At 52.0% G+C, this 20918-nt stretch carries 23 protein-coding genes; 11 read left to right on the top strand and 12 right to left on the bottom strand.

Annotation, left to right across the window (positions count from 1 at the left end):
• Positions 1-15: 15 nt before the first annotated feature.
• From merA to merT, 3 genes are all read right to left on the bottom strand, one after another.
• On the bottom strand, positions 16-1701 hold the full coding sequence (gene merA / locus PLU01S_RS22080; protein ID WP_003158917.1) for a mercury(II) reductase: 1686 nt from the start codon (positions 1699-1701) through the stop codon (positions 16-18).
• A 71-nt stretch (positions 1702-1772) separates the two neighbouring features.
• Positions 1773-2048 (bottom strand): mercury resistance system periplasmic binding protein MerP, encoded by a 276-nt coding sequence (gene merP / locus PLU01S_RS22075; protein WP_003131987.1) that lies wholly within the window; start codon positions 2046-2048, stop codon positions 1773-1775.
• Positions 2049-2060: 12 nt separating this feature from the next.
• Positions 2061-2411: a mercuric ion transporter MerT gene (gene merT, locus PLU01S_RS22070; RefSeq protein WP_003131974.1), complete on the bottom strand. Its 351-nt coding sequence runs from the start codon at positions 2409-2411 to the stop codon at positions 2061-2063.
• Between the two features lie 71 nt (positions 2412-2482).
• Between merT and PLU01S_RS22065 the strand changes: the two genes are divergently transcribed.
• The 7 genes from PLU01S_RS22065 (at position 2483) to PLU01S_RS22035 (ending at position 6399) form a co-directional block, all read left to right on the top strand.
• The gene (locus PLU01S_RS22065) at positions 2483-2917 is read left to right on the top strand and encodes a mercury resistance transcriptional regulator MerR (RefSeq protein ID WP_003131969.1); all 435 of its coding nucleotides are present in this window, start codon (positions 2483-2485) and stop codon (positions 2915-2917) included.
• A 222-nt stretch (positions 2918-3139) separates the two neighbouring features.
• The gene (locus PLU01S_RS22060; RefSeq protein WP_074829899.1) at positions 3140-3790 is read left to right on the top strand and encodes a hypothetical protein; all 651 of its coding nucleotides are present in this window, start codon (positions 3140-3142) and stop codon (positions 3788-3790) included.
• Between the two features lie 73 nt (positions 3791-3863).
• Positions 3864-4274, top strand: a complete 411-nt coding sequence (locus tag PLU01S_RS22055; RefSeq protein ID WP_074829901.1) for a hypothetical protein — start codon at positions 3864-3866, stop codon at positions 4272-4274.
• A gap of 11 nt (positions 4275-4285) precedes the next feature.
• Complete coding sequence (locus tag PLU01S_RS22050) at positions 4286-4888, top strand: hypothetical protein (RefSeq protein ID WP_074829904.1); 603 nt, start codon at positions 4286-4288, stop codon at positions 4886-4888.
• A 63-nt stretch (positions 4889-4951) separates the two neighbouring features.
• Positions 4952-5374 carry a hypothetical protein gene (locus PLU01S_RS22045; protein ID WP_074829909.1) on the top strand — a complete coding sequence of 141 codons (423 nt, stop codon included), beginning with the start codon at positions 4952-4954 and terminating at the stop codon, positions 5372-5374.
• Between the two features lie 234 nt (positions 5375-5608).
• Positions 5609-5830, top strand: a complete 222-nt coding sequence (locus PLU01S_RS25500) for a hypothetical protein (RefSeq protein ID WP_074829915.1) — start codon at positions 5609-5611, stop codon at positions 5828-5830.
• Positions 5831-5853: 23 nt separating this feature from the next.
• Positions 5854-6399, top strand: a complete 546-nt coding sequence (locus tag PLU01S_RS22035) for a hypothetical protein (protein WP_139208945.1) — start codon at positions 5854-5856, stop codon at positions 6397-6399.
• A gap of 396 nt (positions 6400-6795) precedes the next feature.
• Here PLU01S_RS22035 and PLU01S_RS22030 read toward each other — a convergent pair whose 3' ends face one another.
• A complete protein-coding gene (locus PLU01S_RS22030) occupies positions 6796-7149 on the bottom strand; it encodes a YggL 50S ribosome-binding family protein (protein WP_159435126.1) in 354 nt (117 codons plus the stop codon).
• Positions 7150-7853: 704 nt separating this feature from the next.
• On the opposite strand from PLU01S_RS22030, the gene PLU01S_RS25495 reads away from it, so the two are divergent.
• The gene (locus PLU01S_RS25495; RefSeq protein ID WP_139208947.1) at positions 7854-8189 is read left to right on the top strand and encodes a hypothetical protein; all 336 of its coding nucleotides are present in this window, start codon (positions 7854-7856) and stop codon (positions 8187-8189) included.
• Between the two features lie 86 nt (positions 8190-8275).
• Here the strand turns inward: PLU01S_RS25495 and PLU01S_RS22020 are convergent, their stop codons facing one another.
• Positions 8276-8695: a TraR/DksA family transcriptional regulator gene (locus tag PLU01S_RS22020; RefSeq protein WP_074829931.1), complete on the bottom strand. Its 420-nt coding sequence runs from the start codon at positions 8693-8695 to the stop codon at positions 8276-8278.
• Positions 8696-8776: 81 nt separating this feature from the next.
• Positions 8777-9385 (bottom strand): hypothetical protein, encoded by a 609-nt coding sequence (locus PLU01S_RS22015; protein WP_139208949.1) that lies wholly within the window; start codon positions 9383-9385, stop codon positions 8777-8779.
• Positions 9386-9915: 530 nt separating this feature from the next.
• On the opposite strand from PLU01S_RS22015, the gene PLU01S_RS22010 reads away from it, so the two are divergent.
• Both PLU01S_RS22010 and PLU01S_RS22005 read left to right on the top strand, forming a co-directional pair.
• Positions 9916-10632 (top strand): hypothetical protein, encoded by a 717-nt coding sequence (locus tag PLU01S_RS22010; RefSeq protein WP_074829935.1) that lies wholly within the window; start codon positions 9916-9918, stop codon positions 10630-10632.
• Between the two features lie 284 nt (positions 10633-10916).
• Entirely contained in the window at positions 10917-12287 is a 1371-nt protein-coding gene (locus PLU01S_RS22005) for a DUF6602 domain-containing protein (protein ID WP_074829937.1), read from the top strand.
• 446 nt (positions 12288-12733) lie between these two features.
• Here the strand turns inward: PLU01S_RS22005 and PLU01S_RS26425 are convergent, their stop codons facing one another.
• The 6 genes from PLU01S_RS26425 to PLU01S_RS21970 all read right to left on the bottom strand — a co-directional run bounded on the left by PLU01S_RS26425 (position 12734) and on the right by PLU01S_RS21970 (position 18539).
• Positions 12734-12925: a nucleotidyltransferase domain-containing protein gene (locus tag PLU01S_RS26425; RefSeq protein WP_369690099.1), complete on the bottom strand. Its 192-nt coding sequence runs from the start codon at positions 12923-12925 to the stop codon at positions 12734-12736.
• 31 nt (positions 12926-12956) lie between these two features.
• A complete protein-coding gene (locus PLU01S_RS21995) occupies positions 12957-13787 on the bottom strand; it encodes a hypothetical protein (protein ID WP_074829943.1) in 831 nt (276 codons plus the stop codon).
• The gene (locus PLU01S_RS21990; RefSeq protein WP_074829952.1) at positions 13747-16746 is read right to left on the bottom strand and encodes a DEAD/DEAH box helicase; all 3000 of its coding nucleotides are present in this window, start codon (positions 16744-16746) and stop codon (positions 13747-13749) included. Before PLU01S_RS21990 ends, PLU01S_RS21995 begins: the two co-directional genes overlap by 41 nt.
• Complete coding sequence (locus PLU01S_RS21985; RefSeq protein WP_074829954.1) at positions 16743-16988, bottom strand: hypothetical protein; 246 nt, start codon at positions 16986-16988, stop codon at positions 16743-16745. The genes PLU01S_RS21990 and PLU01S_RS21985 overlap by 4 nt, the downstream gene beginning before the upstream one ends.
• A 1-nt stretch (position 16989) precedes the next feature.
• Complete coding sequence (locus tag PLU01S_RS21980; RefSeq protein WP_074829955.1) at positions 16990-17541, bottom strand: hypothetical protein; 552 nt, start codon at positions 17539-17541, stop codon at positions 16990-16992.
• 581 nt (positions 17542-18122) lie between these two features.
• The gene (locus PLU01S_RS21970) at positions 18123-18539 is read right to left on the bottom strand and encodes a hypothetical protein (RefSeq protein ID WP_139208950.1); all 417 of its coding nucleotides are present in this window, start codon (positions 18537-18539) and stop codon (positions 18123-18125) included.
• A gap of 1845 nt (positions 18540-20384) precedes the next feature.
• Between PLU01S_RS21970 and PLU01S_RS21965 the strand changes: the two genes are divergently transcribed.
• Positions 20385-20786: a hypothetical protein gene (locus tag PLU01S_RS21965; RefSeq protein WP_074829959.1), complete on the top strand. Its 402-nt coding sequence runs from the start codon at positions 20385-20387 to the stop codon at positions 20784-20786.
• Positions 20787-20918: the final 132 nt, after the last annotated feature.

Genomic DNA, 20918 nt, shown 5'->3' with positions numbered 1-20918 from the left:
AACACCTCCTTTTTCTCACCCGGCGCAGCAGGAAAGCTGCTTCACATCCTTGTTGAAGGTCTGCGCCGCGAGCTTCAACCCCTCGACCATCGTCAGGTAGGGGAACAACTGGTCGGCCAGTTCCTGCACCGTCATGCGGTTGCGAATGGCCAGAGCCGCCGTCTGGATCAGTTCACCCGCTTCCGGCGCGACCGCCTGTACGCCGATCAGCCGATGGCTGCCTTCCTCGATAACCAACTTGATGAAGCCGCGTGTGTCGAAGTTGGCGAGCGCACGCGGCACGTTGTCCAAGGTCAAGGTGCGGCTGTCGGTCTCGATCCCGTCGTGGTGGGCTTCCGCCTCGCTGTAGCCCACGGTCGCCACTTGCGGATCGGTGAACACCACGGCCGGCATTGCGGTCAGGTCGAGCGCCGCATCGCCGCCGGTCATGTTGATCGCGGCACGGGTGCCGGCCGCTGCCGCCACATAGACGAACTGCGGCTGGTCGGTGCAGTCGCCGGCCGCGTAGATGTTCGGGTTGCTCGTGCGCATGCCTTGGTCGATGGCGATGGCACCTTGCGCATTGACAGTGACCCCCGCTGCGTCCAGCGCGAGGCTGCGCGTGTTCGGTGTCCGACCGGTGGCAACCAGCAGTTTGTCGGCGCGCAATTCACCGTGCGTGGTGGTCAGCACGAATTCACCGTCCATATGGGCGACCTGGCTGGCTTGCGTGTGCTCCAGCACCTCGATGCCCTCGGCACGGAAAGCGGCTGTCACCGCCTCGCCGATGGCCGGGTCTTCACGGAAGAACAAGGTATTGCGCGCCAGGACCGTGACCTTGCTGCCCAGCCGGGCAAAGGCTTGCGCCAGCTCCAGCGCCACCACCGACGAGCCGATTACGGCAAGGCGTTCGGGAATGGTGTCGCTCGCCAGGGCCTCGGTGGAAGTCCAGTAGGGTGACTCTTTCAAGCCCGGAATCGGCGGGACCGCCGGGCTGGCACCCGTGGCGACCAGGCAGCGGTCGAACATCACGACGCGCTCGCCACCCTCGTTCAAACGGACGGTAAGGCTCTGGTCGTCCTTGAAGCGCGCCTCACCGTGCACAACGGTGATGGCCGGATTACCGCCCAGGATGCCTTCGTACTTGGCGTGCCGCAGTTCGTCGACGCGGGCCTGCTGCTGGGCCAGCAGCTTACTGCGGTCAATCGTAGGCACAGTTGCCGCAATACCGCCATCGAACGGGCTTTCCCGGCGCAGATGGGCGATGTGGGCGGCGCGGATCATGATCTTGGACGGCACACAGCCGACATTGACGCAGGTGCCGCCGATGGTGCCGCGCTCGATCAGCGTGACCTGCGCGCCTTGCTCGACGGCTTTCAGCGCCGCCGCCATCGCGGCTCCACCGCTGCCAATGACCGCTACCTGCACCGGGGGCTCGTTGCCACTGTGCTTTTCGGCGGCGGCCATCCATCCCCGCACCTTGTCGAGCAGTCCGACGCGGTTGTCCGCCAGTGGCGCATCGGCTAGCGTTGCCTTGTAGCCCAGTCCGGCCACGGCGGCAGTCAGCGCGTCCGGCGATGTGCCCGGCACGATGGCGAGTTGCGCTGTGCCCTTCGGATAGGACACCAGCGCCGACTGCACGCCTGGCACTTTTTCCAGCGCTTCCTTGACGTGCGCCGCGCACGAGTCGCAAGTCATGCCGGTGATTTTTAGATGGGTCATGCAACAGATCCTTTATCGTTTGTGGCGCCAGACAATGACGTCCGTTGTGCTGCGGTGCCGTTTTCAGTGACTCACTGCTTGACGCTGGACGGATAGCCCGCGTCTGCGGTTGCCTTGGTCAGCTTCTGCACGCTGGTCTTGGCATCGTCGAAGGTGACGACCGCTTGGCGTGTCTCGAAAGTCACGTCAACTTTGCTGACGCCTTCGACCTTGGAAATCGCCTTCTTGACAGTGATCGGGCAGGCGGAGCAGGTCATGCCCGGTACGGACAGCGTGACGGTCTGGGTGGCGGCCCAGACGGGGGCAACAACGGCGGCGAGGGCGAGGGAGGCAAACAGTTTCTTCATGGTGAACTCCGATCAGTAGAAAAATGGCATGACGTAGGGAAATCCGAGCGCGACCAGAACCAGCGCGGCCACGATCCAGAAAATGAGCTTGTAAGTAGCTCGCACTTGGGGAATCGCGCAGACCTCACCCGGTTTGCAGGCCGCTGCCTGCCGGTAGATGCGCCGCCAGGCGAAGAACAACGCCACCAGCGCCACGCCGATAAAGATGGGGCGATAGGGTTCCAACACCGCCAAGTTGCCGATCCAAGCGCCGCTGAACCCCAAGGCGATCAGAACCAACGGCCCGAGGCAGCAAGCCGAGGCGAGGATGGCGGCAAGCCCTCCAGTGAAGAGCGCGCCGCGCCCGGTTTTTGGTTCAGACATGCGCTTGTCCTTTCGAATTGAAATTGGATAGCGTAACCTTACTTCCGTACTCATGTACGGAGTCAAGCGATATGGAAAACAATTTGGAGAACCTGACCATTGGCGTTTTCGCCAAGGCGGCCGGGGTCAATGTGGAGACCATCCGTTTCTATCAGCGCAAGGGCTTGTTGCTGGAGCCTGACAAGCCCTATGGCAGCATCCGCCGCTATGGCGAGGCGGATGTAACGCGGGTGCGCTTCGTGAAATCAGCCCAGCGGCTGGGCTTCAGCCTGGATGAGATCGCCGAGCTGCTGCGGCTGGAGGATGGCACCCATTGCGAGGAAGCCAGCAGTCTGGCCGAGCACAAGCTCAAGGACGTGCGCGAGAAAATGGCTGACCTGGCGCGCATGGAGGCCGTGCTGTCTGAGTTGGTGTGCGCCTGCCATGCGCGAAGGGGGAACGTTTCCTGCCCGCTGATCGCGTCACTACAGGGTGGAGCAAGCTTGGCAGGTTCGGCTATGCCTTAGCGTGCTTTATTTTCCGTTTTCTGAGACGACCCCAAGAATAACGATGCTTTCACTCGATATGAGACCTTAAAAGACAATTATCGGGTACATGCTCGTGAGTGGGGTTTTGAAGCAGGTACAACCTCTGCCGGGACGAGTCAGATCGTTGGAGTTTGGCAGATTAATCAAGACTGGTTTGGCTCGACCTGGGACAGCTACAAGTTTGAAATTGCTAGCGAGCAAATGATCGAACCTCAGCGTTTCCTTATGGCCCGATCCCGGATGTCACAGACCCTTCAAGATCTAATCCGTCTTCACATTATGGAAATGGGCCGTACTTGCTCCTATAAAACCAGTGGCTGGACCACTGCTCAATACAAGGCGCCTGAATCATACGAAGCTGAATATGCTCGTTTGATCGCTCAATTTAAACAGGATCTTGAGTTTACAACTAGGCATCCAGCACGAGCCCTGCGCGAAGAGGGCCTTGAGAATTACAAGGCTGTATTAAGGACGCTCTGCTCTCAAGAAAACGCTCACTCCAATGAGCCTGTTAAGGCAAGGGTGGGCGTGCTCGGCAAAGGCCAAGACGGAATTTATTGGGCTGAACCAGACCAGGATCTGCTAATAGGCCACATCACTAATCAAGGCGGGCTATTCGCCGCTGATCTTGGTCTCGCAACAGATTTCGATGAAGAGATGCGCGTTCTGCCTGCAACCGATGCGGTGCTGCAAGCCTGTCTGGAAAGAACAGCTGAACAGATGGAGATAAGCTCAGAGCTTCACTTCGATATTCCCCTTGCAACCTGGTTTGAGATTAATGGTTTCTCTAGGGTGCTGAACCCTACTGTAGACAGAACGGTGTCCGATGAAGGCTATGCATTCGGCCTGTAAGTTCGACTAATCAAACCACTCTAAACCAGTCCGTGCCATGCCAGCTAACCATACTTATTTCCACGAGGCCCTGATGCGTAAACCTTCCTTGGGCAATGAAATTCCGGTCGAAGATTCAGCAGATAAAACCAGATTATCCGATCATAGTGAGGGCTACGTTATAGCTCATAGCAAAGACGGAGTCTTTCTTGGTCATATGCTGGGACTAGGCTTCTGGAGCAAATTAGATCCTGTTGGCCAGGAGGCTGCTCCATGCTGGCCGTCTATGGAGGAGGCCAGAGATTTTGTTGAAACATGGGATTTACCTGCTGAAGAGAAGGAAGATTTCCTTTCTCAATTGAGGTTTGTTGCCGTTACCGCTGACGTCTTCAATCATACGGCAGCATCTATTTCCGCTTGCCGCAAAGCTGGCCTGGATGCCTGGGACCCGAATGGTGTCTTCGATCCTGATCAGGATCTTGACCCAAATATATCCCTTCACTAAGGACGGAATCCATGAGAAAGCCTACCACCTCAGATAGTGTCGTCGACTCTAAAGCGCAAGTATTAGAAAACCTTGTCAGCAAAGCTCAGGCATACAACCTGATTGAGCAACATCTAGACGATCTTGTTCATGATGCTACAGAGCACTACTCAAGTGTTACAGGGGTTAGCTACAACCAGGCGTCACGTACCGCTTCTGATGCGAACAATGCTGGTGTCGCTTACCAGTTGGGATATCTTCTTGACAGTGGATTTAGCGAATCGGACGTCACGGTTCTTTTAGAAGATCTACATGTCCGAAGCATTATTGCCCAGCGTTTAGCAATAGTACATGGCTTCACTTCGGCGCTCGATTTAGGGGAAGGTCTCGTTTGTTCGAGCATGTCGGACTGGTTAGTCGAGTCAACTTCCGGAGGCCCGGTTGTCTATTCTCGAAAAATGGCTACTGAGACGCTTGATGGTAAAGCAGGGGATAGCCTTTCAATACGAATTTCGTTTAACCCTGGATCAGCCGAACCAGAACCAAGTGCTCTGTGGTTAAGTTCCGGTGAGTCATTATGCGTCTGGCAAGAGGTAAGCACGAGTTGTGACGCTTCAGGTGGCCAAACAATTTAAATGTTGTATGCATACGACATCGTCTTAGCATAGGCAAAAGGTGTCAGTACGATTGGATGAAAGATGAGAAAAAGTTCAGAAAGCGTGCATGACAGAGCTAGCACAAGGGCAAAGCAGATAAGATTGGCTGATACAAATTTTAAGATTGCAGCAAAAGAAGTCTTATCGATTGGAGGCGATCCAATCAATGTCGTGAGGCTAAACGATTACACGAAAGAAGATAATGAGTACTGGCTGAGCTTCTACGACCCCTTGACCTCATGTAAGGGGATGGGTGAGTTCATAACTGTTTTCTGCGGGTCAACAATGGATGACTTAGACAGCAGTAAAGGTCTCTTCTTGGGTGTAAAAAAGGAAAGAGGCCAGGCTTATGAACTGTCAAGGGCTACAGTAGAAGAAATTAAGCAGTGGCTTTCTGGCTTTCAACCGCCGAGCCAAGGGGCTACCGCTAAATATCCGACTGCCGAATGGGTTTTTGAATTTTAGATAAATAATCGTAATATCGTTGGTCGGTTACCTGTAAAGTTATGCTATTGAATAGACATTAGCATTGACTTGTCAGTCACCACGCTGCACCATGGCGCTTGTCACCTGAGAAATATATGAGGGTGGCTCCGGGATACGGCCGGCTCTCTAGCAGCATAGTTGGCGCCTAGCTATTCAGGCGCAAGGCTATCAAACGGCCCCTTGGTTTCTCATCCAAAGCTGGCAACCCAGGCTATGACTAAGCACAATTTCATACCCTCTACCGATGGCCTTTATTGGCTCATTACTCCTCAACTGGCCAAACCCTTGCCAGTGGTCATTGATCATGATCGTTACGGGGCAAGTTTCAAATGCTTCAACGGGCGCCTGCAGGGAGAATTGGGTAGCGACGAATACCTGCTTGGGCCACAGCCAGAACCTGAGGTAGTGGATCTTCATCAGGGCGCCAGGGCGTAATCTTTAACATTACGGGGTATATCGTGGAACTCAATAGAGCGTTTGAGGTGCAGGCTGCTGGCCGCAGAAGCATAGTGTTTGCTATGTCAAAAAATCAGGCCATCATCGACTATGCGGACATGAGAGACCTGGATGAGAGCGACATCAAAGCGGCGCGCGCGTCGTGGGCTGATACTTTCATCGAGAAAGGTTATGTTCCTCCTCTAGAGCTACTTAAGCGTGATTTCTATGTGGAGTGCGCCTATTGTTCCAAGCGGATCGATCGCCCTAACGCGGCTGTCATGACGGAGATTCAAGCGTTCTGCACAAAGGAATGTTGTGATAAACACCAAGGCGTTGGCGACGAGCTTGAAGAGGCTAGTGATATTGCTCTTATGCTTTGGCCCGACGCTCATATTGTTGCTACAGAGCTTGTAGCAGGCCGAATGCGCGTTCATTTCACGTTTGGTCAGCCTGAGCGTCACGCCTTTTGGTTTTCAGACGCAGATGATGTGCAGGTAGCCCCAGTTGATTTAGAGGATTGGCGCGAATTCAACAAACGTATGAAGGCCCTGCGCGCTCAGAGATAACCTCATTTCAAGCATCGTATTTTTTGTATGTGTAGTAGCCTGGCTGCGCCAGGCCTTATTGCGCATCTGTTAATCATCCCTTCTGGTAGCTGCGTAGTGACCACCATGAGTACCCCCAAGAAGTCTTGGCGTGACTATATTGCCCTTGTTTGCCTTAATCTTGCCTGGGCAATCCCTGCATTTTTCTTATGGATTAAGCTACCTACTGATGCGCCATTAGCCATTAAGTTAGCGGTAGGCACTCTTTTTCTGGCCAACCCAATCCTCCTAGGATGGCTGTCTAGGCTGATCATTAGAGAATCGGCAAAAAGCTGAAGAGCTATGAATCGCTTTGCCGAATCTTAAAAAACGATAGATACAAGGGAGCCATAACACCATTTCTATGACTATGAATTGTTAGGCCACTGGAAAGGCGTGTTCTTCACCTTCATACCACATGTCGATGAGAGGGCTTACCTTGACGTTGGTAAGCTCTGGACGGGCGTTAAGCCAGGATTCTACGGCCATACGGTCCTCATCTGTTGCTGAGCCCTGGAAACGATCGATGATCCCTTCTTCAACCCAGCCGGACAGCTCCAGTCCGCGGTTAATAACAAAATCTAGAAGTTCGTCAATCAACGCTTCGGCGGCTTCGGAATTAGAATTGCCTGCATAGGTGGCTCTGTAATAGAAGCCTAGCTCCTGAAACTCACCTACATGTAATTTCTTGCTAAGGCGGCGGTTGCGATTCTTTGCGTTAGGCTTAATCACAGCTGATCCCTCATAGGTACGAAGTGTAAGGCGTGCCCAGTTCTGCAGATTGATAGCCAGGCAGAGGAAGATAGGGGGCCTCGTAATGGCAATGATTCTACAGCGTTCGACAGAGGCAGGCTGAGCGGATAACGGTACTATTGCCGATCACATTTCAAGCGCAGCTACGTGATTTATATCGCTCAAGCGTTTGCATCGCCTCGCTCGATCGGTCTGCAAGCCTGGTTAGCGCAGATAGGAAGGCTGTCTGCGGCTCACTAACCATAGGGCTCAGATTCTGTAAGAACGCTATGACAAAGCGAGAAAAGCATTCCTTAGCCGATGCAGGTAATAAGGGCGAAGCCTCAAAGCCGCCTCGATGAGCTGCAAACAGCAAACGTATCGAGGCCTCCTGATTACTCACTGTGCTGGGGAGGTCGAGATGCATTACTGCTTCGTATGCCGACAGTGTATAGGAGCGAAAGGACTCGAATAACCGGCAGGCAGTATCAATGGCATCCGATAAGCCTGAGCAAGACCGGATGACATCCTGGATAAACCTTGGTGATGAGACATCAACTGGCCGGCTTTCAATTTCACTAGTTGCGATAGCCGACAGCAGGTCGGAAAGCGATGACTTCATAAACATAGCGCTTTATTTAAGGGGCTACACTAATATAACATTCATAAAATATATAGAGGAATTTAGGAAAGGAAATCAAGAGATGTCTGACGAAGCACTATTGCAATATAGACGCGTGGCGGAAGAGCTTTTGAGGCACCATTATCTGGCGCAAGTGAAGGGGACTACCCTCGTCGAAGAAGCCCAGAGCTGGATTGCCATTGATGACAAAATCGAGCCTTTTGAAGCTATCAATCTAGTTGCCCAGGTCTATGGCCTCGTTCGTGTAGAGTCCACTGTACTAGGGTATGCAGCTGTCGATCCTTTTTTGCCTTTAACACTAAAGGATCAAGTCAAGGCTATATTGCGTTTGGATTTAGATGACGCTATTGCCAACGTCCAGATTACGGACATTTTGCGGTTGCCTATAGCGATATGAACGGGGAGTACTAAGCGTTGACTACAGTAGACCTTTATACGACCGGATCCGCTGACCCGGCCATAAAGGTAAATCAGTGCGGAGACTTAGGCCAAGCTTCGAGCCATATGCTTTTCGAGTGCTTCGCGTTGAATTTGAGCTTCGATTGACAGCTCAGCGGTAGGGTTAAGAAGCAGGCGCTTAAGCCCAATCGCCTCACCCGTTATTTCGCACCAGCCATACTCTTGGGTCTTGATGCGTTCCAGAGCAGCGTTAATACGGCGGCATTGAATGCGCCCATGCTCAGCCTGGCGCATGTTGATTTGCCTCGTTTCCTCATCGGTTGCTACGTCAGCTGAGTCAGTCGACTCGGATCTTTGGCGGATGAGCTGCGTTGCCTCAGCCATGCGCATGGTGATTTCGGTGAGCTGGTTTCGCAACACATCCTCGAAATAGCGCAACTGATCGGCTGACATGTATTCTGATTCTGGCATGGCCAACAACTGTTCTTTCGTGAGCATGGTCATGTGTAAGCTCCTGGTTCTGTAACTTAGGGCATAGCTTTCCTAATGGGTAGTTAAAGGCTATGCCGACATGATGAGATTTGCTTAAAGACTCGGGGAGTAATCCGCCTCGTAATGCGCCTGCTGCTCCGGATTCTTTATAGCGGTCTCTGCTAAGGTCTCAGAGAGCATGCGTTTCCAGTCCGGCGAGAAGTCCCGAGTAGCCAAACTCTTATTCAATACATCATAAAATGATGTAGCCAACTCATCTTGGCTGGGGCCTTGTTGTGGGGCTGATTGAGCTGTGGCGTAGGCAGCATTTACTGTGGCATAGAAGGCCCGGTGAGCTGCCTCGACATCCCGTAGCGAGTGATATGTACCGAGCAATATATTTTTGCCGGAGAAGTCCATGGCGGTAATGCTGTATTCAACGCCTGATACGGAATAGAGATTAAGAGTGTTGTCATAGGGTTGCTCCTCCCCTTGGATCTCGACTGGGAAAGCCGTGTACGTGCCCCCTACATCGACTGCTACCTGTTTTCCAACCAGATCCTCATAGCTTGCGCCAGCTTCTATAGAGAGGGGGCCTAATGCGGCATATGCAACTTGGTCATTGCCTACATCAATCTCTAGCGCCTTGTTGATGAGAAGCGTCTTCATATCGATCGCCCCGACCATTTGAGGTGGTGTGGCTGGAACACCTGGCTTTCTCATTTTAACTCCAATGCTAGCCGCTACATATGCTTATTGATACCCCATAGTATAACTATATTATTTTAATAAGAAAGAAGACTGATAGATATGTAAAAATTTCAGCTCAGAGTCTCTGGCGCACTTACCGTTTGGCCATCAATTTTTGCTGAGGAGATATGAGCTGCTAGTGCGCGCTAGAACTTATTTGAGAATACTTAGAGCTATGACTGAGGTGTTAGGCGGGGGCTTGCTAGCTACCGAACAGTGCTACGACTGATCTGCAGCATTAAAACTCGACTTGCGAGGCTGTCCTGTCTTTTCTTAATTACTTGCGCTATGACTTAGCTGTTTCCAGATAATGTCACTGACATAGACACATAGACACGGCTCATCTCTGGATCGGACGTTACTCTGGCTGCGATTTAATATGCTGCGAGGCTTGCAGCGGCTTCAACCTGGAGGCGGTGTAAGTCATCTCATCCTCGGCCAGCGCTGGAAGGATGAACGGATTTACAGGGTCGGTCATGATACTTCCCCGAATGGAGCTTCAGATGAACAAGATCGACAACGAATTGATCGACCCAAGCGTTGAGCCAGGTGGCGAGAAAGCTCACCGCCTCGCTAGAATCATGATTGGCGCAGTGCCCATTCTGGGTGGTGCCGGAGTCGAGATTTTTAATTCAATCATCGAAACGCCGCTAAATGCACGAAAAGTGCAGTGGATGAATCAAGTCGGCAATGCACTGAACGATCTGATCGAGAAAGAGGTTCTGACCGAGCAAGGCTTGCAGCACAACGAAACCTTTATCACCACGGTGTCCCAAGCATCGATGTTGGCGATACGGAATCACCAGCAAGAGAAGCTGGAGGCGCTCCGCAACGCAGTACTGAATGTTGCAATAGGCCGTGCCCCAGAAGAAGACCTAAGGCAGTTGTGCCTTAATTTCATCGATGTCTGTACGGTGACCCACATTCGCCTGCTTAGCCTCATGAGCGGCCCTGAAGCATGGGGCCAGAAGCGCGGAGTGGAGTTTCCGAGTGGCTGGAGCATGGGCAGCATCACGCAAGCCATTGAACATGCCTTTCCGGATCTCCGAGGCAAAGAGCAGATCTACAAGGTCATCTGGGGTGATCTATATCAGCGCGGTCTCATCAATACAGAATCCCTTGGCACAACTATGTCGCGCCAAGGGATTCTGGCCCGCAGGACTACCGACTTAGGGTCAAAGCTCATCGACTTCCTGAGTGATCCTATAGAGCTAAAATGAATGTCAGCGTCTAGTCGAACGAACTTCCGGTTTGGCTAAAGCAAGGGACTGCTATTGGCCGAGAGTAGCCCTTGCTTAACGCTGCCTTACTTGACAAATCGCTTTCGACACCTGCCGGGAGAGGGATCGCCAGGGGAGGGCCTGCTCTTGCGCCCAAGCCACCAGTCAAGCTGGTAACGAAATTAGGGTTCACGAATAAAAATTTTTGGATAAAAGGGTTGGGTTTTCCTAATTTTATATAATCCAACTAATTTGCTTAACTCAAACTAATGAAGTCAGGTTATATGTCAGAGATTCCAGAAAAGAGAAGGCGACTAACTGCCGCACAGAAAAAAGAGCGGGCTGATTTTAAAAGCCGGGAGGCGCGTACTAAAGAATGGCTTTCAAACCAAGCCTTGCGAGCAAACAAGCTTCGCTCTAAGGATAAAGAATTTCATGGTTTGGAGCGCGAATTCATAAATTTGCAGAATAAAATGCTGCGCGATTATGAGATATCAAAAGATATAAAGCACCCAAGAGATGTTGGTACAGTTAGGGAGGTGCTACTCAGAGCCTTTTTTCTAGAAAACAGGCTTTTACCGCAGCGCTATGCTGTATCAAAGTCGAGCGTTCGCGTTGCGTCCACTAGCGGACATCTGAGCAATGAAATCGACATACTTTTCTATAATGCCTTCGACTCTTTTACACTGATGCAGCGGCAAGATGTCTATGAAGTTTTACCTGTAGAGTATTGCTATGGCGCTATTCAGGTTAAGTCAAAGCTCTCCAAAAAAGAACTAAAGAGCGGATTTGACAACATTGCCTCATTCAAGCGGTTGCGGAGGATGAGTTACAGTCAAAACTATTTTTCAGGCCACAGCGATAAGATTCAAAATGAAGGATTTGGAATAATTTTTGCCTATGATACTGATATGGACTGGGCTGATGTAGTAGCAGAGCTTCGGCTTCACGCAAAAGCCTACGACAAGAGCGTGCTGCCTAATGCAGTTTTTATTCTTTCAAAAGGTTATTTCCAGTTTGGTGATGAGAATTTCAGTAGCTCCTACAACTCAGACATTAAGGAATTTAATGATATAACTATATATGGCATCCCAGATCGCCAAGGATACTGCCTATATAGTTTGTATGAGATTATCTTCAATTTGCTTAAAAAAACCCAGACGCAAGAAGCATTTCCTCACCATTACTTTAGGCTGCCCTTAACAGCAGGGGACTATTCATATGAGTATCGCTTTGGTAATTTTGCAGAGTTTGGACACTGCGAGGAGCATGGAGACTATCCCAGAACTTTTACCTCTGAGAAGCTAAGTAAATTAATTAGTTGGTGTCAGACTGCTGAACCAATTAACTGGATCAAAGCCACAGATTTAGCGTATGGCAAGCCGGGCGATAATACTGAGGCATATGTAAGGCAGCCGGGTGATGTCAGGATTTACAACCCTGAAGGTTTGCCTCTTACCGACATTTTGGTTGCTGATAAGGAGGTCATGTTCGATGGTAAAGAAGTCATTACAAAGGTATTAGCTTTCGATTCGATAAAAAGTTGCGGGTTGGATATTTTTATCCCTTACTACTACCAGCTTAAGGAGGATCTAGTTCAAGGTTGTCCAAAGTGTAAAAGGCGCAAAGGCTCAAGCGGTATCGATAGTCAATGACTAACACATAAAAGGTATCGTGGTCGATCGTAGTTTCCTGCAGCTTTTGGCTGATGGTAGCCCTGTTTAATGCCCTCGCGTTTAATGTGTCCAGAAACGATCCTTTACGATTACTCTGTCCGAATATATGCCCCCGCTAATTTCGGACAGTGTTCTATTCACCCTAAACGTTTTCGTACATATAAAGGTTCTTTATGTCTCGAACCTTTCTGTATGCCAGGTTAAGCACTCCAGATCAGACCACACTGACAACCAAGTGCTTGAGGTTGAAGCGGCGGGCGTTTCCTATGCATACAGCTTTGGTGAGGGAGGCTTGAAAGACACCATCATGCCTACCCCATATAAACAACGAGACTCGACCGCTTTAATGCCTTATGGATTACAGGCGTCTCCGCCTCACCTCCGTACCATTCAAGATCGATAAGCACGGAAACAATCCCGGCTACCTAGGCTTCCAGTCGATGCGACTCTCCGATCCAAGTTGCTAATGGGCAGCTATCGGCTGGCAAAGTGAAAACTTTGACAGCGACATCAAGATCGCTGTCAGGTCGATGCGTTCCGCGAACTCGGCTGCCGAAGAGGTACGCCTTCCGAGTAAGCGGTTGGGTGCTGGACCATTTCGCGATGGCAGCCGCCATATCCTCGATATTCATGCTCTATTTGCCTAGATCAATTCATTATCAGCTCAGTGGGAAGGTCCACCAAGGTATCCATCGCGTGGATAAGACATGCCCCATGGATGAAATGGAGTAGCCCAGTCTCTTGTCCAGCCCTAATGACCACCCCGGCAAAAAGGTGTGGGTCTCCAGATACGAAGACGGGAGATCCGCTCAATCCGTCTATATCATCAACATGACCAAAATCAGTACGCATCGTAATCACTGCGTCAGTAAGCTCCCCCTCCAGCGTGCCACTGAACGCTGCCAAGTCAGCAATAAATCGTTTGGTGTCATAATGAAATTCTCTTCCACATTGGGGATAACCTACAGCCAGAAACATAGACCCTTTTTTGAAATCTTCTGACGGAAACGCAAAGTTATCCAAATCAAGTGCGCTCATCTGGGCTGGGGGATTGCCGGACATAATCTCTCTATTGACCCGCAGAACCTTTAGGTCACTCCGTTCTTCAGGACCAAAAATGGCTTCATAGTCGAATGGCAGTTCTAAATCATACCCAGGGATAAAGATGCGAAAATTTTCAATAGTAATCCCCATATTTTCCCAGGTGTGCCGAGCGCAAACTACGAAAAAATGCCCTCTATATTGGCAAACAAACGCTGTTCCACTGCCTATGAACTGGTAATAATCATCGTCGCAAGCAATCATTATTGGCCTGATAAAGGCCTTCATCGCTGAGTCGAAGGTCATGAAGATTTTCTGCTCGATCTGGACGCTGGAAGTGGCCTGTTTTTGCTGCCCAGCGTTTTGTGGTGTACCTGGAGCGGCAGACCTATTCCACTCATCTTTGTGGCTTAAGTAGCAACGCGCTAGCTGAACCAATGCATGCCTCCAGCCGCCCGCTATTCAGGGCATTCACGGCTTCCGGTGTCACACATCCAGCGTGAAAAAGCGCGAGGTATTGCCCCCTAGTCAGAGCCAGTGGCACCTTTATGAGTGGCAGCGCACCGGCCGGAAGGCCGAATTCGAGTCGTTGTAGGACTTCGTCGAGTCCCGCCAAGAACGTGGGCTGATCTGGGAAGAGTGCCGATAGGATTTGGTGCGTCGAGCGCAGGTGAAAGCGGGTTGCATCGGCGATACCGATGATGTTCCCGTATCCAACGACGCCTCCGTAAGGCGTGGTCGAGAACCGCTTCTCCAACACATCGACGGGGGTGCCCTCGATCCAGTCGTACAAGAGCGCCGCGCGCTTGCATCGGCACCAGAACTCAATCTCGTCCCGGCAATACCGCTGCAGTGCCTGCGTCATCGCATGCCCATAACGCTGCGCCGCATCATTGGCGCGCACGCTCTCCGACCTGCCCCGCTTCATGACCGGTGTGTAGATCGCATCCATCTCGTCTAGGACCTGCACAATCGCTAGAACCTGGGTGGGGGACGTTTGTGCGACGTTGAGTTGTTTCATCAACTCGACTAGCCGCAGGCTCGACTCAAACGACAAAGACGAAGCGCCGCAGGCGCGTCCGAGCAAGGTAAGGTGGATCAACTCTCCCTCGCGCTCAGCCAGCCCGGAACGCGACAGGCGATCGACCAAAGCGGCGACTTCGTGCTCCACCATTGCGATCCATTGAGGATTCGCACGTGAAGCAGAGTAGCCACCGAACGTATTTACCAACAGGCCAGGAATTTCGGTGGCACGCACGCCCCGAACTTGGCTAAGCAAGCGCAGCGTCCAAGTTGGTAGGTCGCGCTGCTGGAAGGATGACTTCACATCTTCCGGCACGCCGAGCACATATTTCTGGAATAGCTGCGCGCGCGCCATTGGCGTGTCGGCGAGAATGATTGCCTTACCGGTCTCATTGTATCCGAGCCTTCCCGCCCGCCCCGCCATGTTCTTGTACTCCGCGACGGTGAATGGTCGACCGTCCTCACCGACGAATTCATTCTCAGCGAGGATCACCGTTGATGCCGGAGTGTTGATGCCGGCAGCCAGCGTCGTCGTGGCCACCAGCGCATGGATGCCGCCGCCAGCATCGCGATATCCCTTCTCGACGGCTTCGCGCTCTGCACGCAAGAGATTGGTATTGTGGAACGCAGTACCGCCAGCTAGGCACTCCCGCAGATCCTGCGAGGCGCTAGTCAGATCCTGAGTCGGCAGCACGGCCAGAACGGTAGTCGCCGGACAGAGTGCCAATTCTTTGGACAAGTATTTGGCGCAGCCCTGTGCCGGACCACGCATGTTGCGGAAGACCAGCAACTTTTCGCCCTGCGCGACCAGCTGCTGGACCAGCGGCACGATCACGTCCTGCAAGCTGGGCTTTTCACGACGCTGCACGATTCGATGCGCTGGCAACAGGGCTTCAGTCTTGGTAGTACCGTCCGCATCAACGAACTGGAATATCCCTCGTCGATCAAGCACGCCCTCAACCAAGGGCACAGGCCGCTCGCGGGACATCAGCAAGGGCAGGTCGAGCCAGCGATCGAAGCTGTTGAGGTTGCCAATCACCGCTGACAAGATCACAAGCTGCGGCTCGATGCCACGCTGACGTGCTCGTAGCAGGAGCGCGAAGATCAGCTCGACTGTAATACCTCGACTCGGGTCCGTGATGAACTGCCCCTCGTCAAGTACAACCAGGCCGAGCTGGTTGAGCAGGCGTGGCGATCCGAGTGCCAGATTGAGAAAAGTTTCATAGGTAAAGAACCCCAGGTCATAGCGACCGCCCAACACGGGACCGATGCCATCCGTTGCGTCACCGCTGCACCGAACGACGCGCAGCCCGGCGGATCCGTATCGTTCACTGAACTCCTCAAACTTCTCGTTGACCAGCGCCCGATACGGCAGCAGAAACGCCGCTTTCTTGCCGGCTATGACTGCCTGAATCGCAGCCAGTTCGCCGATCATAGTCTTACCCGAACTTGTCGGCGCGACCACCAGCAGCGATCTGCCGGCCAGTACGCCATGTTCGTTGACTGCCTTAAGTTGCAGTGCGTTGAGGCCTCCTGGGAAGTCCGTTGTCCACTGATCCAAGATTTCCTGAGGAAAGCTGTGCGCGGAAAATTCCGCAAACGACCCCGACATTTGCTGGACTGCTCGGGCCGGGAACGCAGAGGTGTAGTTGTCACCGCGCTTGAGAACAGGAAACACGAGGCCACCCTGGACGTTGCCCAGAAATACAGGCGTCTGGGTCACGCTGATGCGCTCGGCCTCGACACGCGCCAGCCGGATGATCTCTCCGGCAATTTCCGGAAAGCTGACCGAGTCGCCGACCGCACCAGTCAACGCCTCGATCACGGCATGCGTGAGCAATCCGTGTCCGGTGCCCGGCTGCTCCCAGGCGGATTCGTTGGTTGCACAGGCGGCAAGGAGAATGCGCCCCTCACCGTGAATCCCAGTCAACGCAAATGGGCTTCGCGGACGAGCTGCAGCCTCCAGCACCCGCGCAGGCGCCTGCCCGCTGAAGCAGCAGTCAAGCACGCACAGCACCGCTCGCGCTTTCGTCGCTTTGAATGCATCGGCCAAACCCGCCATCGACAGACCTGTGCTGGAAAGATCAGCTGCATTGGTATCGAACAGGACCAAGTTTCCATCGGGGGAACCGTGTCCAGCGAATGTGATGACAACCACGTCGTCCTGGCATGCAGCCGACAGCGTTCCGAGGATGGCTTGCGATACTTCTGCATGGGTGGCGGCCTCATCGACAAGTAGTCGGCCAGCCAATCCTTCGACTGTGTCGGTGAACAGCGCCCACAACGCCGTCGCATCGCGGCGGGCTCCGCCCAGCTCGGGGATTGTTGTGTCGAGATGTTTGTTAATGCCCACGAAAACTGCTTTGATCGTCACACCGCCTCCATCATTACCAACGCCCAAACACCGGGACCGATTGCATGCATGTCGCGCACCTTCTGAAACGCGCCCTTATTGACCTGCCCCTGTAGCTCTACGAACAACGCTTTACGATCCCATGCCCGAGGCGTTGAGTCGACTTTCGAGTATGGTAGAGCAGGCAGGTGGTCTAGCGATGCTTGAAGATCCGGCTCCGAAACATAAATTGCTGTTTTGGCTTTGGCGAAGAGCGAGCGCATCTCAATTTCCCTGATCAGTCGCTGGCAAAAATGGATACAGCTCCACCTCTTTCCAGCATTGGTAAGGATCAGGCTCAAAGACCTGCCCGGTACTGCGGCAAAACTCCCATTCGGTTCGAAAGGCCTCAGCGGTAAGCGAGGCATGCATCTCCTGATGACACTCGAAAGTGCCCATGCGACCTACTTGGAACTGCTTTACCCGCTTTCTGCCTTGGTCATCTGTCCAATTAACCCCGTACACCAAGTAAACTGGACAGCCGAGGCGGCGGCGATCCTTTTTCAGATAGCGGGTGATTCCGACGCGCCCGACGCTACGTTTGTGCGCCATTGGGGAAGTGCGGAAGCTTCCACGCCCATTCCCAGCATTAGGCAGTTTCGCAAGCATCCGGTCTCGCCAGTTTACTGCCGCCCGCAGCGCCTTTTCTTTGCTGACGAATCGCGACCAGGCGAATGTGGCAGAATATTCGTAGTCACCTCGCATGATCCTAACCTGATATGCATCGTAGCCTGGGATGGTGATGTTGTCTGGTAAGAGGCGAGGGATAGCAGGCATCGTTTTTCCCTTAACTGCCGGATTTGAGGTGCGCATTCAGCGCGTTGCGCATGTACTGAACCGGCTCAGGCATGGGGTGACTCTTACCGGGCTTGGTCTTGCGCTCATGCTTGGCATACTCACGCTGCACTTTTCCCAGTCTTTCGGGTACTAAGCCTGGAAGGCAGCCAGAAATCGTTCAAAGCTAAACCACAAGCGATGACACTACTAATGGCGGTAGATGCCTCCATACACGAGGCTGTCTATTTCGAGGTTTTCAGGTCCTCAATGAAAATGCCACCATATGAACAAGCATAGGCTGACGACTATGATCGGCCCCCCGCACAGAGCCCAAGAAAACTTAGCAAGTGTGGAGAAGAAGCCTCCGAAGGTGCTCTGTGGCTTTGTGTCGCCTGACATCTCATTCTCCTTGCAGAACTTAGCTGCATAAGAAAGTACTGCAGTCAGTAATGACTACGATTGAGGTTGGTATATAGCATAAGAAGTTACGGTAACGAGCGTAACAACAAATGCCGGGCCGAGCATATGTTCGATCATGAACTTGAAAAATGTGGTCATAGCGTCTAGATGTTGACCTGAGTTTAATTCAAACTTTGACATTCTTTCTGCCTTACTGGCTTTAGGACAGGCCAGCCCTGATCATCAACATTGGAGTTGGACAAAGCGTCATAGGCAAGAATAGGTTTAATGAGGCGCGCCTGGACGTCATTATCACTGCTTTTAACCAGTTCATACGCAAGACCATCAACGCATAGAGCAGCTTGCCCAGCAGCAGTTGTACCGTACGTGATCGGCTGTGGAAGCTTCATGGTCCCAATATCCAGAGCGACTGGCCACTTGGATACAGCAAAGAGTAGCCCTGCTGCGCCAATAATGATTCCGATCATCACCCCTAAACCGCAAGCGAAAAGGGTACTAATCCTTATCTGCAGCATAGATCCGGACTTGGGGAAACAATGAGTATGGGCGGCGCCATTGGAAAATTCAGAACAACTCATCAAGCTACCTTCGTACGCATTTGGCGTACCCATCCGATTGTATAGGTCATGGAAAGCAGTTCCTGTAGCTCTACTTAGTACATAAGTAATATTGATTTCACTATAGGGTTACTGCTCGCCATATGCGCGAGTCTGTCTTAGAAAATCAGGTCTGCCAGGGCTCGGGGAGCACCGACAGCCAACGATTATGACAGGCTGTAATCTTATTCTATTAGCATCGCGTGCGTAAACATCAGCCTATAAGATAGTGACGATGATTACCTCAATCATTGCCATGCAGTCACATGCTTGATCCTGATGCATTCGATTACGGTGACCGAGCCCTAAGGGGAGAGCGGTTACGCCTGGAGAAGGTTAGTGCTTGCTTTCGGCTTAATTACCTAAGGACAAAAATGTTTGAAACATTGTTGCCATATCTAACCGTTCTCCCCAGTGGCGTAGCATTACTTATTTCACTGCTAGGCGTTGTGCCATCGGTCATCATCGCCGTACGCTCCAACAAGGCGCCCCCTAGCAGAGAATCAGCTTTGGCCGGGGTAGCTATTCTGGTTGGTGGCTGGGCTTTCTTTAATTTTGCTATTCCACTATTTCCCGCTTAATGAAGAAATACTGACTTCTATGTCAGGGCCGTCTAGGTTCATAGGTTTGGCCGTAGTGGAAAATTGTTCAGGGTGCTGACGTGTTAACTCCTATGCTTCACACGCTTGCTGGACGTGAATCTGGTAGGGCGGATGTCCCGAGCACAGAAGCTACACAGGCGTTAACAACAGCCTTGATTCGATTGCATGGCTCAGATTGCGCAAAAGGGACGCGGTTGATACCGCATACGACCTCCAAGACTGATCTCGAATGGTCAGGCCCGTTTTTAAACACATGGCCATCGGCAACAGACCGATGACCATGAGCTGCTCGATCATCCTAGATCTTATTCGCCAATAGGCTGTTCTACTAAATGAGTCTGCTGCCTATGTATCTGAGCAGTCCAAGTAAATAACACTAATCCAGCAAAACCCGGAAACCCAAACGCTCTCCTGACACAAGGGAGCAGCCATCTACATACTAATCACCTTAAAAAATAACACTAATCCAGATAAGGTATATCTACCAAAACTGGAACCCTTCCTGACGCTCCACCCTGATCGACGCTCTTCTTATGCAGCTTTGCTGCGCGACATTGCTCTTTGAGGCAAACCTATCAAGAGCTTTGGATGAACTGATCTATAAGCCCAGGATCGACTAACACTAGAGTGAGATCGCCCTGCGGAAAGGACTGGATCGCCAAGATCATTGAATTAGTTGATCTAGACCACTTTATATAGGTTTGCCCTGAACAAAGGGGCACAACGAAAGGAAGCAGAAGGGGAGGGGAGGAAGAGCGAAAGGTAATCAGAAGAGGAGATATGGCAATAAGTCGTATAGACCAGATGGATTAGTGTTATTTTTGTTATGGTGTATCTCACCGACTGAGCCTGCTATAGGCATTCCCAAGCAGTTGCCGATTGTAATGGAAACGCCCCGATTTAGATACCTTGTTATGCTATCAACTATACGTAGATAAGCCTTTATGTCACATCGTGAAGCATGCTGTAAACGATTCGGCTATACCAGCGTTGTGATCGAGCAGTTTATGGATCGAAAGACGAAGGACTTCGAAGGTATGCAGGCTTTACGTAATCTGTAATCCATACTGGTGATTTCCCAAGAAGCCTTTGAAGGTACAGCCATGCAGGATCTGCGTGGCAACTGCCTAAGCCCCGGGTCTTTACTATTAACGCGCAGTACCTTCTGGAGGTATGCTGGCGCCAGACAGTCCAACCTGTTCATCAATCATTGGGTGGCATCAAGATGGTAAACCTGGGCGATATACCTGAACTCACCGACAGAGATCAGCTGGTGCTAGCGGCTGCTGCAGTAGGGTACAGAATCAAAAACTGGGAAAATGACGTCCCGACCATTATCGACCAGGACGGTAATGAACGGGTTTGGCGTCCACATCAGGATGATGGAGATTCTCGCCGCCTCCAGGTGGAGCTGGCCATCAACATCCTTTTTAGCTATGACCAAAATCTGATAGCAGTTGAGAGTCCGCAGTGTGGAGTAAATCGCCTGAATGTTAACCTTGCAGATGAAAGCGAGGGTGGCCAGGACCCATACGCTCTTTCTCGTAGCCTTACGCTCTTGTGCGCTGCAGCTATAGCAGGTGACAGCTTCAAGCAAGGTATGGAGCTCAATGACGACGAGCTCTAGCGTGATTGATGAGCTGTAGCTATAACGGCTCGCATCCTAGCGCCTTCGCTTCTTCGGAGTATTGGTCAACACGTCGTTGCGCTTCAGAGCGCTTGTTTTTACTAGTTTCGTCCGTAAGGCCGTCTAGTGAGT

The organism is Pseudomonas luteola NBRC 103146 (assembly GCF_002091675.1).
GTDB lineage: Bacteria > Pseudomonadota > Gammaproteobacteria > Pseudomonadales > Pseudomonadaceae > Chryseomonas > Chryseomonas luteola.
The sequence above is the reverse complement of the archived record's forward strand: the minus strand, read 5'-3'. Positions and strand labels throughout refer to the sequence as shown.